The organism is Saccharopolyspora hattusasensis, assembly GCF_050972075.1.
GTDB classification, from domain to species: domain Bacteria; phylum Actinomycetota; class Actinomycetes; order Mycobacteriales; family Pseudonocardiaceae; genus Saccharopolyspora; species Saccharopolyspora hattusasensis.
This window is the reverse complement of record NZ_JBPCDC010000001.1, coordinates 4,432,632-4,444,168: the sequence shown is the minus strand read 5'-3', so window position 1 is coordinate 4,444,168 and position 11,537 is coordinate 4,432,632. Positions and strand designations below refer to the sequence as shown.

Annotated in this window: 13 protein-coding genes and 1 tRNA gene; 5 read left to right on the top strand and 9 right to left on the bottom strand. The window is 69.2% G+C overall.

The window, feature by feature from the left end; all coding sequences use genetic code 11:
• Nucleotides 1–134 precede the first annotated feature (134 nt).
• Nucleotides 135–1,874, bottom strand: coding sequence for a DUF8508 domain-containing protein (locus ACRXBZ_RS20970; RefSeq protein WP_433883932.1), 1,740 nt, complete (start codon nucleotides 1,872–1,874; stop codon nucleotides 135–137).
• Nucleotides 1,875–2,253: 379 nt separating this feature from the next.
• Here ACRXBZ_RS20970 and ACRXBZ_RS20965 point away from each other — a divergent pair, with 379 nt between their 5' ends.
• A complete protein-coding gene (locus ACRXBZ_RS20965) occupies nucleotides 2,254–2,784 on the top strand; it encodes a hypothetical protein (protein ID WP_433880538.1) in 531 nt (176 codons plus the stop codon).
• 218 nt (nucleotides 2,785–3,002) lie between these two features.
• Here ACRXBZ_RS20965 and ACRXBZ_RS20960 read toward each other — a convergent pair.
• The 5 genes from ACRXBZ_RS20960 to ACRXBZ_RS20940 all read right to left on the bottom strand — a co-directional run bounded on the left by ACRXBZ_RS20960 (nucleotide 3,003) and on the right by ACRXBZ_RS20940 (nucleotide 5,498).
• Nucleotides 3,003–3,088: transfer RNA gene (locus ACRXBZ_RS20960), tRNA-Ser, on the bottom strand.
• Between the two features lie 44 nt (nucleotides 3,089–3,132).
• Nucleotides 3,133–4,140, bottom strand: a complete 1,008-nt coding sequence (locus ACRXBZ_RS20955; RefSeq protein WP_433880537.1) for an RNA polymerase sigma factor — start codon at nucleotides 4,138–4,140, stop codon at nucleotides 3,133–3,135.
• A gap of 146 nt (nucleotides 4,141–4,286) precedes the next feature.
• Nucleotides 4,287–4,541 (bottom strand): zinc ribbon domain-containing protein, encoded by a 255-nt coding sequence (locus ACRXBZ_RS20950; RefSeq protein WP_433883931.1) that lies wholly within the window; start codon nucleotides 4,539–4,541, stop codon nucleotides 4,287–4,289.
• On the bottom strand, nucleotides 4,537–5,013 hold the full coding sequence (locus ACRXBZ_RS20945; protein WP_433880536.1) for a nucleoside deaminase: 477 nt from the start codon (nucleotides 5,011–5,013) through the stop codon (nucleotides 4,537–4,539). The genes ACRXBZ_RS20950 and ACRXBZ_RS20945 overlap by 5 nt, the downstream gene beginning before the upstream one ends.
• Nucleotides 5,010–5,498 carry a tRNA adenosine deaminase-associated protein gene (locus tag ACRXBZ_RS20940; protein ID WP_010307658.1) on the bottom strand — a complete coding sequence of 163 codons (489 nt, stop codon included), beginning with the start codon at nucleotides 5,496–5,498 and terminating at the stop codon, nucleotides 5,010–5,012. Before ACRXBZ_RS20940 ends, ACRXBZ_RS20945 begins: the two co-directional genes overlap by 4 nt.
• Before the next feature lie 122 nt (nucleotides 5,499–5,620).
• On the opposite strand from ACRXBZ_RS20940, the gene ACRXBZ_RS20935 reads away from it, so the two are divergent.
• A complete protein-coding gene (locus tag ACRXBZ_RS20935; RefSeq protein ID WP_433880535.1) occupies nucleotides 5,621–6,589 on the top strand; it encodes a prephenate dehydrogenase in 969 nt (322 codons plus the stop codon).
• A gap of 515 nt (nucleotides 6,590–7,104) precedes the next feature.
• Here ACRXBZ_RS20935 and ACRXBZ_RS20930 read toward each other — a convergent pair.
• Nucleotides 7,105–7,227 (bottom strand): antitoxin, encoded by a 123-nt coding sequence (locus ACRXBZ_RS20930; RefSeq protein ID WP_433880534.1) that lies wholly within the window; start codon nucleotides 7,225–7,227, stop codon nucleotides 7,105–7,107.
• Nucleotides 7,228–7,489: 262 nt separating this feature from the next.
• Between ACRXBZ_RS20930 and ACRXBZ_RS20925 the strand changes: the two genes are divergently transcribed.
• Together ACRXBZ_RS20925 and ACRXBZ_RS20920 are read left to right on the top strand one after the other, a co-directional pair.
• Nucleotides 7,490–8,182: a TetR/AcrR family transcriptional regulator gene (locus tag ACRXBZ_RS20925; RefSeq protein WP_433880533.1), complete on the top strand. Its 693-nt coding sequence runs from the start codon at nucleotides 7,490–7,492 to the stop codon at nucleotides 8,180–8,182.
• A gap of 33 nt (nucleotides 8,183–8,215) precedes the next feature.
• A complete protein-coding gene (locus tag ACRXBZ_RS20920; protein ID WP_433880532.1) occupies nucleotides 8,216–9,394 on the top strand; it encodes a cytochrome P450 in 1,179 nt (392 codons plus the stop codon).
• Nucleotides 9,395–9,508: 114 nt separating this feature from the next.
• On the opposite strand, the gene ACRXBZ_RS20915 is transcribed toward ACRXBZ_RS20920, so the two are convergent.
• On the bottom strand, nucleotides 9,509–9,727 hold the full coding sequence (locus ACRXBZ_RS20915) for a hypothetical protein (protein ID WP_433880531.1): 219 nt from the start codon (nucleotides 9,725–9,727) through the stop codon (nucleotides 9,509–9,511).
• 268 nt (nucleotides 9,728–9,995) lie between these two features.
• Here ACRXBZ_RS20915 and ACRXBZ_RS20910 point away from each other — a divergent pair, with 268 nt between their 5' ends.
• Nucleotides 9,996–10,493 carry a YbaK/EbsC family protein gene (locus tag ACRXBZ_RS20910; protein WP_433880530.1) on the top strand — a complete coding sequence of 166 codons (498 nt, stop codon included), beginning with the start codon at nucleotides 9,996–9,998 and terminating at the stop codon, nucleotides 10,491–10,493.
• A 158-nt stretch (nucleotides 10,494–10,651) separates the two neighbouring features.
• On the opposite strand, the gene ACRXBZ_RS20905 is transcribed toward ACRXBZ_RS20910, so the two are convergent.
• Nucleotides 10,652–11,416, bottom strand: a complete 765-nt coding sequence (locus tag ACRXBZ_RS20905; RefSeq protein ID WP_433883930.1) for an SDR family NAD(P)-dependent oxidoreductase — start codon at nucleotides 11,414–11,416, stop codon at nucleotides 10,652–10,654.
• Nucleotides 11,417–11,537: the final 121 nt, after the last annotated feature.

The window sequence follows — 11,537 nt, the reverse complement described above, 5'->3', positions numbered from 1 at the left end:
AAGCGAACGGACCATTCGCCTCGCCTATTGAAGTGAACAGTCCGTTCGCCTCACAGCGGTTGCGAGGCAGAACCAGGGCGCTCCCGCTGCGGCGGCAACCGGAACCGCCCGGCAGGAACGAGCCTGGAAACACGCTAGAATCGGAGGCGGGCGACCTGGGGGTCGTGGTCGCTGGCCTGGTCGGCGAACTCCGCGTTGATGTGGACGACGTCGTACTCCGCCGTGCTCGACGGGGTTGCCAGGATGTGGTCCAGCTGCTGGGAATTGCCCTCGTAGACGTAGCTGTAGCGCTCGGCGGGCGGCAGCGAGTCGGCCAGCGGCACCAGTGCTCCCCCGGTGGTCAGCGGCGCGAGTGCCGGGGCGAAGCCGTAGTCGTTGAGGTCTCCGAGCACCACGACCGCCGCCTCGTCGTTGACCGCCCGTGCCTCGTCGACGAAGGTGCGAACCGCCTGGGCCTGCCGCTCCCGCTGCTCCTCCGACGACCTCGCCTGCGGCTGGAGGCGACCGTGCAGCGGCTGGTCACCGCCCTTGGAGTTGAAGTGGTTGGCCACCACGATCACCGGCGTGCCGCGGAACAGGAACTCGCCCGCCAGCGGCTTGCGGCTGTCCCGCCACGCCTCGTTGGCCGGGTCGATGCGCCCCGGCGATGCGCTCAGCGCGATCCGCGGGCCGTGGGCCACCGGATGCACCGGCGTGGTCGCGTCGCCAACCGGACGATCCACAAAGGACACCCGGGCCGGGTTGAACAGGAAGGCCACCCGGATGTTCCCGCCGGGCTGCCCGCCGTCGGCGTTGTTCTGCGGGTCGATCTGCCGCCCCTGGTAGCGCGGCCCGCCCGCCGCCACGATCGCGTCGGTGACCTGCTGCAGCGTCTGCTCCGCGGCCACCACGCCGTCGTCGGTAGGCCCGGAGTTGTCCTGGACTTCTTCCAGCGCAATGATGTCCGGCGCGGCAAGCCGGTCGACGACGCCCTCGGCTAGCCGGTCGAACTTGGCCTGGTCGGTGCTCGGGGCGAGGTTCTCGACGTTGTACGTGGCGACGGCGAGCTCGTCGCGTCCCTGCGGCCGCGTCGTCTCCGGCTGCAGGCCGCCCGGCACGTGCTCGCCCAGCCGCCCGGCCTCCAGCACGTACCCACCGAAGCGCGAGTAGTCCAGCGGTCCTTCGGTGCTGCCGCGCAGCCGGTCGCCGACGTTCGCGGTGGGAAACGGCGCGTCCGACGGCGACTCGACCTTCAGCCGCCCGGCGTTGGCTTCGGCGTAGCCGGTGTAGGTGGTGCCGCCGCGGTCGTTCGCGTTCTGCTCGGGCTTGCTGCTGATCCACAGCGCCCGGTAGGCATCGGTCGGCCCGACGACCCGGACGTCGTCGACGCGCAGCAGCATCCCCTCGCGCGACTCGTAGTAGTCCAGCGCGAATCGCTGCGGCTCCAGCTCGCGCTTGTCGATGTTTCCCTCCAACGGCGCGAACTCGACAGGGACGGTGTCCGCCCGGAGCACCTCGGCCGGGACGCTGCCCTTGCCGGTGGCCTGCCAGGTCGCCTCGGTGAGCTCGGTGACCGACTGGTTCGGCGTGGTCTCCGGCGTCTCGCCCTCGGCCGTCGGGTAGTACTCCGCGACCAGCCCGGAGACCGCGACCGCGTCGCCGACCGCCACCGCCGGGGTCTGCTTCCCGGTGAACACAAAGAGCCCTTCGCTGGTGCGCGGGTCCGCGTCGGGTTCCGGGTCTTGGAGCCAGAACCCGCGGGCCGAGCCGAAACCGCGTACGCCGGTGACCACGCCTGGCACCCCGGCCAACCGCTGGCCGACCAGCGGCGAAACCCGCGTGGTCCCCTGGATGTCGTGGATGCGGGCCTGCTGCTGCGGCGCCGCGGCCGCCATGGTCGGCGCGATCAGGACCGCCACTGCGGTGGCGGTCAGCAACGACGTGATGCGCACTTCGGCTTCCCCTCGCCAAGCGACGTGGTCGACGAGAAGCTACCGCCGCAAAGCGAGCGGGAAAACACGATCACGTGAGCATGCCAGTATCTCAACCTGCCGTTGCCCTACTAAGACTCTCCGCACCAGGGGACCTTCTTGCCCCGATGCGGCTAAGGCCGCGATCCGCCAACTGTTCCGCACGATCCTGGCCATCTAGGCACCCGTTCGGGTGGTGGAACCGCTTTGGGTGATCGATTTTGCCGACCGCTGACAACCGCCACGGTCCCGGCACGTCTGTCTGATCGAAGAGTCGGAAACAACCCGGTGGTAGGAGAAACAGATGCGCAAGATCAGCCGCATGGCCGTTCTGATCCCCGGCGGGCTGCTGGCTGCAGCGGTGTTCGTGAGCGGGTGCACGTCGCTGGCCGGACAGGCGACACAGGCGCCGACGCCACCCGGATCCGCGGCAGGCGCCGCGAGCATTGCCAACCCCGAGACGGACGCCGGGGCAGGCGCCGTGGCCCCGAACAACCACGCCGTCGACATTGCCGTCGATCTGGAGTTCGCCAAGAACAACGGGGAATGGATGGTCTCCTGGGTCGAAGGCAGGATGGACGACTCCTCCATGGCGGCGCCCCACCCGGTTAGCACCGGCGGACCGGTTCAGGTCGCCGCGCTCGCTCCGGATGTCCAGTTGTTCAGCCCGTTCGAAGGCGCCACGCCGGCCGGCTCACCGCAGATCGACTCGGAGGGACTGGGCGCAGTGCCGGTCACCTTGGACGACTACATCCGGCAGAGCAACCAGTCGGCCAAGATCTGGCTCGATGAAAACGGCCAGGTCACCAAGATCGCCGCACGGTACCAACCCTGACCAGAACCGCCGGGGGTTCGTGCCGCCGTGTGTCGTGCAGGTAGAGCTAGCTCCCGGCCGGTGAGCACGAGCTGATCTACCTGAGTGGCATCACGCAAGCCGACCGGGTTGTGACCGGTGCCCTGATGCCCGCCTAACAAGACCAACCGAGACCGCATAATCGAGACCGCATAATCAAGGGCCGGTCCCCGTCTTCACGGGGAACCGGCCCTTGCGAGCGGTAGCGGTGGGATTCGAACCCACGGTGGCTGTTAACCACACGCGCTTTCGAGGCGCGCTCCTTCGGCCGCTCGGACACGCTACCGCCAGCTAGGCTACCGGTCACCCGACAGCGCTTGACAGCGGGGGTCAACGCCAGGCCCGCATCATGCTGGCGAGGCTGGCCCTGGCCCGCGAAAGCCGACCTCGCACCGCCTGCTCACCGGCCCCGACGCGCTGGCCGATCTCGACGTAGGACAGCCCGTCGACCTCCGCGAGCAGCCAGACATCGCGCTGCCGGCTCGGCAGGACCGCGAGCGCGCGCTGCAGCGCCAGCACACCCTCCTCCGCCTCCGCGGCCCGCTGCGGATCGGCGATCAGCGCGGCGGACCCGACCGCGGTCCGGTGCTCGGGAATCACGCCGACAGGAGCGGTGCGGCGCGTCCGCCGGCGGCGCAGCACGATCAGGCAGTTCCGGTGGGCGACCTTGAACAACCAGGTCCGCAGGGCGGCCGGTTCGGCGAGTTCGCCGGCCCGCCGCCACACCGCGATGAACGCGTCCTGCGCCACGTCCTCCGCCTCGGCCCGGTCGCCGAGCATCCGCAGCGCCATGCCGAAGATCCCGTCGGAATACCGGCGCACCACCAGCTCGAAGGCACCGGTGTCGCCGGTCGCGATGCGCGTGGCCAGGACTGCGTCAGTCGGCTCCACGTCACACTCCCCTGCAACGCGATCAGTCCGCCCGTCGCAAGCGGACGGGCTCATCGTCACAGGCCGGGACACCGATCGCGGTGCGGACAGGCCGCCCGAACCGGTGGAAGCTCCCAGATCCACTCTGCCGCCCACCTTGGGTTCGGGCGGCGCAGTCGACGAGGATGTGGCCGCGGATACCCACAAACATCCTTTTACTACGGCTTTCCCGCACTGCCTATCGTGCATCTGGCGCGCGAGGCGGCCGAGAAGGGAGCTCTGGTGATCGAGATCGAACACCGCGACGCCAGCGCCTTCGTCTACGAGGCTCGTTTCCACGACGCCACCACCCGCCACCACCGCCCGCACGGTGAGCGTGCAGGACGGCTCGGCGATCGTGAACGACAGCGTCGCCCAGCCCGCCGGGGCGGTCGTCGCCAGGCTGTACGTCGTCGATGCAGTCGACATCAACGCCGCGACCGCGTGGGCCGAGAAGCTCCCCCGCCCGCTATGGCAGCGTCGACGTCGCGCCCCTTGGTCGAATAGGACGGGTCAACTTCTCGGCCCTGAAGGGCCGAGCTTGCGGCTAGCTGAGGCTGCCGCATCTTGATCGGCTATGCGCCGACCGGGACGCGTGACTCACGCCCCGCGTTCCACACAGCATTGCCCCGCTGGGCGATGCGGGAAGCGTTGCGGTCGGCGTGCTGAGCGTGGCCGCACGACCGGCAAGTGAAAGACCCCTGCGACACACGGTTGTTCTTGTCCGTGTACCCGCACTCGGCGCACATCTGTGATGTGGATTCCTCGCTTGAAGATGCTGAAACGGGGCCGCCGGGTGCGGGTCGGTCGTGGTGATGCGGGTTCCTAATCGCGGTGGCCGGCGAAGAAGTCCTCGAGCACCGCCGCGCACTCGTCGGCCAGCACGCCGCCGACCACCTCCGGCCGGTGGTTCAGGCGGCGATCCCGCACCACGTCCCACAGCGAGCCCACCGCGCCAGTGCGGGGTTCCCACACCCCGAACACCACCCTGGCCACTCTGGCCAGCACCAATGCCCCCGCACACATCGTGCAGGGCTCCACCGTGACCGCCAGCGTGCAACCCTCCAGCCGCCAACCGTCGCCGTGCGCGGCGGCTGCGGCCCGCAACGCGAGGATCTCCGCGTGCGCCGTGGGGTCCTGCAGCTCCTCGCGCTGGTTGTGCGCGCTGGCTAGGAGCCGACCCTCCTGATCGATCACGACCGCGCCGATCGGAACATCCCCAGTGGACGGTGCTTCGGCGGCGACTCGCAACGCGGCCCGCACCAGGTCGGCGTCCCCGGCGCGGGAACCGGATGTGCTCACTGGTCCAGCTTCTCCAGCACTTTCGCGAAGTTGTCCCCGAAGCCGCAGCGCTGGGCGATCATCTCCAGCTGCTCGTCCGGGTAGAGGTCGACCTCTTCGATGATCACCAGAAGCTCGCCCTCGGGCAGCCCGAGATCGGACAGGATAGCCAGGTTGCCTTCCGGCCACACCTCTTCGTCGTCCTCATCTGGCGGGTCGATGCGCAGCAGGTCGAGGACGTCCGCAGCGATGTCGTAGTCCAGCGCCGCGGCGGCGTCCGACAGCAGCAGGTCCACCCCTCCGGGCACCGGTCTGATCAGCACGAAGAACTCGTCGTCCACATTGCACATACCGAACACCGCGCCGGTGGAACGCAGCTCGCGCAACGCCGTGATCGAGGCGTCCAGGCCGGTCAGCACCGATTTGTCCATCGTGCTACACCGCCACCGCCCGTCCTCCCGCACCACGGCGACGGCGAAGCCAGCGACCGGCTCCTGCACCGTCATGAGGACACCGTAGAGCGTACGAACGCCACCCGAAAGCACTATTGCGGGCTCGTAACCTTCCGGGCATTGTTTGCCGCTCAACCGGGTGCGTGGCCTGCCGGGAAGTCGGGCAGGATGGACCGATGCGTGCCGTGTGCGTGATCGGACTGGGACTCATCGGTGGCTCGGTGCTGCGAGCCGCCAAAGCCGCCGGACGCCCCGCCTGGGGGACCACCAAGTCGGAGGCGGACGCCGCCGCCGCGCGGGCCGACGGTTTCGACGTCCTCGACATCGACCCGGCCCTGCGCCGAGCCGCCGATGAGGATGCGCTCGTGGTCGTCGCGACGCCGCTGACCGCCGTGCGCGAGGTGCTGCGGAAGGTCGCCGAGCACGCCCCCGAGGCCTGGCTGACCGACGTGGTGAGCGTCAAGGACCCGGTCGCCGCCGAGGTCCGCAGCCTGCTGCCCGGCGCCCGGTACGCCGGTGGCCACCCGATGGCCGGGGTGTCGGGTTCTGGCTGGTCGGTCGGGTCTAGCGAGCTGTTCGCCGGGGCCGCCTGGGCGGTGACCGTTGAGGAGGACACGACGCTCGCATCGTGGCGGGAGGCCGCCCAGCTCGCGCTGGACTGCGGCGCCCAGGTGGTGCCCACCTCCGCCGCCTCGCACGACTTCGCGGTCGCGCGCATCTCGCACTTGCCGCACGTGTTCGCCGCGGTGCTCGCGTCGGTCGGGGCCGATGGCGGCCCGCTGGCGCTTTCGCTGGCCGCCGGCTCGTTCCGCGACGGCACCCGGGTCGCGGGTAGCGCGCCGGAGCTGGTGCGGGCCATGACGGAAGGCAACCGGATCGCGCTGCTCGACGCCGTGGACGACGCCCTCGGCCGGCTCGGCGCGGCCCGCGGGTCGCTCGCCTCGACCGGGGGCCTGAAGTCCACAGTGGATGCGGGACACGACGCGCGGCAGACGCTCGACGAACTCGCGACTACGGCGCGCGCGAGCGCGACCGTGCAGCTCAACGGCGCCGCGCTGGAGCGCCTGCGGGAGCTTGGCGAGCGCGGCGGACGGGTCGTCGCGCTGTCGGCGGAAGCCGCCGCCGTGGAGCTCCCGGTGGCCTGATCACCGCAATTTCCATTGAAATCAGAGCTCTGACCTTCGATTTCAATGGAAATCAGAGCTCTGACTTCAATGGAGCCTTTTTCGTCCTCGCCGATCCGCGGCTGCGACGCTGGAAGTCCCACCAGGCTGCCGCAAGCGGCGTAGCCGCCTTGGCCCACCCTCGCAACTGGCACCGCTGCGGGTTCTCGGCGGTCTTTTCACGAGGACAGCCCGGACGCCGCTGGTCATACACAAGTCCGGGATCCCACCGGTTCCGCCACCCGCGCCGCAATGCAAGAAGAGGCTGGAAGACGCTCGACTAAACCGAGGGATTCTGGGCATTAAGAGAGGCCGCCCTGTGCGTTGAGGCGGCCTCTCCATGATCCGCTCCGACCACTGCCGGGCAGGATGGCCCTCACCTGGTCCCGCTCGTCAGCATGGGTCGGGCGGCGATGTTCGGTCGGCTACCGCTGCTCGCCGGGCCCCAGTTCGGGCTCGCCGAGGAACTCCTCGCCCTTCTCCGCGGCCTTGTCGATCTACTCCTCGTGGCCGAACTTCTCCTTGGCCACATCGGCCGCCCTGTCCAGGCCCTGCTCGATCTTCTCGCCGTGTTCCTCGCCGTAGTTCTGCAGGCGGTCCTTGAACTCGCCGAATCCCATGGTGCTCCCTTCCGGGCGGCGGGGAAAGCCCTTTCGGTATGGGGGGCTGCCTGCAGAAGCTAAGCCCGCCCAGGCGGCAGCGCGCGCCGGTTGGTGCTTCGGGGTGACGCGTCAAGACCGCGTCAAGACCGCGTCAAGGCGGACCCGAGGTCCATTGCCCGCCGCTGCGGCTAGCGCTATCGTGACGAATGACCGGTTGACCAGATTTCAAATCGGGTCAACAAGTCATCGCAAGCGCCTACCCAGGCCAAGGAGACGCACCATGCCGCAGCCCACCGAACGTGCCGACCGCATCCTCGACGCGGCCGGCGAGCTGATGATTCGGCTGGGCTACCGGAAGGTGACCATCGAGGACATCGCCAAGCATGCCGGCGTCGGCAAGGGCACCGTCTACCTGCACTGGCGCACCAAGGAGCGGCTGTTCGAATCGCTGTTCCTGCGCGAATCGGTGGACCTGATCATCGAGCTCGTCGACGCGGTGCGCCGCGACCCCGACGAGGTCCGGCCGCACCGGTTCATGCAGAACTCGTTCCTGGCCACCCAGCGCAGGCCGCTGATGCGGGCGCTGGTCACCGGCGACGCGGAACTGCTCGGCAACCTCAAGCAGACCTCGGCTCAGATCCGCGGGCAGGAGTTCACCGCCCGCTACTTCGAGCTGATCACCAAGTACGACCTCGTCCGCGACGACGTGCCGCACCTGATCTTCTCGATGAGCGCCGCCGTCACCGGGTTCTTCATGGTGGACAACATCAACCCGCACCTGGCGGGCCCGGACGACCGCGCCAAGGCGGACGCACTGGCGCTGACCGTCCGCCGCGCCTTCGAACCCGAGCAAGGACCGGACCGCGCCTCGCTGATCTCGGCCGCGGCCGAGATCAGCGCGCTGTTCGACGAGATCAACGCGAACTACCGGAAGTGGATCTACACCTCCGAGATGGACATGGAGCGCACCTGACCGGCGGCGCTCGCCAACAGGAAGGGGCACCACATGACGACCCTCGCCGACACCTGGGGGATAAACGAATCGCAGTTCTGGTTACGGGGGGTGCAACCGGATCAGCCGGTGGCGAACGACTCGGCGGCCGGGATCTGGAACGTCTACGGATACCCCGAGGTTCTGGAGGCCCTCAGCGACCCGGCGACCTTCTCCTCGGCCACCCAGCGGCTGGTGCCGGAGGCGTCCGGGTTCCAGGAGGGCAACATCGTGCAGCTGGACCCGCCGGAGCACAACAAGCTCCGCAAGCTGGTGAGCCACGCGTTCACCCCGAAGGTCGTCGCGAGCCTGGAACCCCGGATCGCCGCGCTGACCAACGAACTCCTCGACGCCGTGTCCGACCGGACCGAACTGGTCCGTGACCTGGCCTACCCGCTACCGGTCATCGTGATCGCGGAGCTGCTGGGCGTGCCGAGCAGCGACCGGGGCCTGTTCAAGAAATGGGTCGACGCGATGTTCGAGACCTCCAACCAGGTCTCCCTCAAGGACCGCTCGAAGGAACAAGAGGAGTACATAGCGAAGGCCCTGGACCAGGTCCAGGAGCTGACCAAGTACCTGGGCGAGCACGTCACGGAACGCCGGCGGGCGCCGCGCGAGGACCTGCTGAGCAAGCTCGTCCTGGCCGAAGTGGACGGCGCGCGGCTCAGAGACGCCGAAGTGGTCAACTTCGGCATGGTGCTGCTGATCGCCGGGCACATCACCACGACCATGCTGCTGGGCAACACGGTGCTGTGCCTGGACGCGCACCCCGAGCAGTTCGCGAAGGTGCGGGCGGACCGGTCGCTGGTGCCCTCGGCGATCGAGGAGTCGCTGCGCTTCTTCAGCCCGTTCGCCGCGGTTTCCCGGGTGACCAACCGGGAGGTCGAGCTCGGTGGGCAGCGGATCCCGGCCGATGAACTGCTGCTGCTTTGGGTCGCGGCGGCCAACCGGGATCCCCGCCAGTTCACCGCCCCGGACGTCTTCGACGTCGGCCGGGACCCGAACCCGCACATCGCGTTCGGGCGGGGCATTCACTTCTGCCTGGGCGCGCCGCTGGCCCGGCTGGAGGGGCGGGTCGCGCTGAACATCCTGCTGGACCGGTTCCCGAACCTGCGGACCGACCCGGCGGAGGGCCCGGAGTTCATCCCCAGCCCCAACATGACCGGAGTCCGAAAGCTGCCCCTGCTGGTCTAGGAAACGCGCGTCCAGGCTCGACCTGTGCGAAGGGGGAAGGCCGTGAGTGCTCTTGGGGGCCATGGCACCGGGCTATCGACACCCAAAAGCACTCACGGGTCTTGACCAGCGGGTTCAAGCGACGGGTTGGGCCTCCTGAGCGGGAGCCGCAGCGGTGCCCGGGGTGGCGGTCGTGGTCGGGTTGGTCCGCCAGAAGAGGACCGGGGCGAGGAGGGCGACGGCGGTCGACACCGGCCCCAGGGCCACCCAGCCCCACTCAGCCGCGACCGCTCCCCCGGTCAGGCCGCCGAAGCCCATGCCCAGGTACAGAGCCGACGAGTTGAAGGCGATCACAGGCCGGCTCCGGCCGGGGTCAGCTAGATCAGCCGGTGCTGGACGGCAGGGCCAGCGACAACCACAGCAGTCGCCGACGATCCCACCGACCGACCACAGTGGACAATACAGAGGCGCTGACCGCGTAGGTCGGCGCGTGCACCGCGATCAAGATGTCCGGTTGGCGGATGACGGACGGTCATGGATCGCAACGAAGAGCAGGGCGACGCAGCCACACGACCGTGAAAGAACTTGTTCCAACGGCGCGGTTTGGGGGATTCTGCGCCGCATGAGCAATGCCACCGATACCTTCGCCGCCTGCCTGCGCGACCTCGACGTCGCGGGGTCAGTCGTCGAGTTCGACACCGACGTGCCGACCGCAGCGGCGGCAGCCGAACGGCTCGGCTGCGAGCTCGGCGCGATCGCGAACAGCCTGATCTTCACCGCCGACGACGAGCCGCTGCTGATCGTCGCCAGCGGCGCGCACCGCGTGGACACCAAGCACGTCGGGCGGTTGCTCGGGGTGCGCAAGATCCGGCGGGCCACCCCGGAATTCGTGCTGGAGGCGACCGGGCAGCCGGTGGGTGGTGTCGGTCCGGTCGGGCACCCGCGGCCGATCCGGACCGTGGTAGACCGGATGCTGGCCGACCACCCGGAGGTCTGGGCGGGTGCGGGCTCCAAGCACGCGATGTTCCCGACGACGTTCGGCGAGCTGGTGCGGATCACCGGCGGCTTGCCCGCCGAAGTGGAGAAACCTGAGCCGCACCCCGACCGCACCAGCTCGTGAGTGACGATTCCGGCTCTTACCGGAAAACTCACTCACGACCCCACGCACACCTCGTGAGTGACGATTCCGGCTCTTACCGGAAAACTCACTCACGGCCCCACGACGCGCAACGAGGCCCCGCCGGGCGGGGCCTCGTTCTTGCTTGCCCCGCAAGCGGATCAGACGCTCGGTTCGAAGCGGCCGTCGATCGCCGTCCAGCCGCCCTCTACCAGCTGGAGGCTGCCCGTCACATACGAGGCGGCGTCCGAGGCGAGGTACACCACGGCGCCGGCGATCTCGTCGGCGTTCGCCCAGCGCTTCAACGCGGTCTTGTCCGCGTACGCGGCGTACCAGCCCTGATCGGACTTGATCTGCTCGGTCAGCGGGGTCTCGAACGGTCCTGGCGCGATCGCGTTGACCCGCACGCCCTTCGGCCCCAGTTCCGCGGCGAGCGCGCGGGAGAGCTGCACGACGCCGGCCTTGGTCGCGGCGTAGATGCCCTGCCCGGGTTCGACGAGCACGGCCCGGAAGCTGGCGAAGGTGACGATGCTGCCCCGGCCGCGTTCGGCCATCCGGGCGCCGAAGTCCCGCACCAGCCGGTAGGTGCCCTTCAGGTTGACGTCCACGACCCGGTCGAAGTCCTCGTCGACGGTGTCGACCAGCCGCTTGCGGACATTGATGCCCGGCGTGACGACCAGGACCTCGGCGTCCGCCTCGGCCTCCGCGAGCCGCTGGATCTGCTCGCCGTCCCGGACGTCCAGCTCGCGCCAGCTCGCCTCGTGCCCGAACTCCCCGATCGCTTTGGCAGTCTCCTCGGCCCCGGCCACGTCGACGTCCGCGACGACCACCTTCGCGCCGAATTCGGCCAGTCCCACCGCACTGGACCGGCCAAGGCCGCTGCCACCGCCGACGACGACCGCTTTTCGCCCGTCGAGCCGGAACAGGTCGGCGAGCCTGAACCTTGCTCCTGCGCAGCCGAGCCCGCCAGGTGTTCGGACCTCAAGTCACATCCGCCGTGCGCGTTTTTCGGTGCTATCGAGGCTGTTTTGGACATGATCGTCCAGG

What these genes read in the sequence shown, in the direction of transcription:
- ACRXBZ_RS20970 (WP_433883932.1), bottom strand. Translation starts at nt 1,874, where the DNA reads ATGGCGGCCGCGGCGCCGCAGCAGCAGGCCCGCATCCACGACATCCAG.
- ACRXBZ_RS20965 (WP_433880538.1), top strand. Translation starts at nt 2,254, where the DNA reads ATGCGCAAGATCAGCCGCATGGCCGTTCTGATCCCCGGCGGGCTGCTG.
- ACRXBZ_RS20955 (WP_433880537.1), bottom strand. Translation starts at nt 4,140, where the DNA reads ATGTCGACTGCATCGACGACGTACAGCCTGGCGACGACCGCCCCGGCG.
- ACRXBZ_RS20940 (WP_010307658.1), bottom strand. Translation starts at nt 5,498, where the DNA reads ATGACGGTGCAGGAGCCGGTCGCTGGCTTCGCCGTCGCCGTGGTGCGG.
- ACRXBZ_RS20935 (WP_433880535.1), top strand. Translation starts at nt 5,621, where the DNA reads ATGCGTGCCGTGTGCGTGATCGGACTGGGACTCATCGGTGGCTCGGTG.
- ACRXBZ_RS20930 (WP_433880534.1), bottom strand. Translation starts at nt 7,227, where the DNA reads ATGGGATTCGGCGAGTTCAAGGACCGCCTGCAGAACTACGGCGAGGAA.
- ACRXBZ_RS20925 (WP_433880533.1), top strand. Translation starts at nt 7,490, where the DNA reads ATGCCGCAGCCCACCGAACGTGCCGACCGCATCCTCGACGCGGCCGGC.
- ACRXBZ_RS20920 (WP_433880532.1), top strand. Translation starts at nt 8,216, where the DNA reads ATGACGACCCTCGCCGACACCTGGGGGATAAACGAATCGCAGTTCTGG.
- ACRXBZ_RS20910 (WP_433880530.1), top strand. Translation starts at nt 9,996, where the DNA reads ATGAGCAATGCCACCGATACCTTCGCCGCCTGCCTGCGCGACCTCGAC.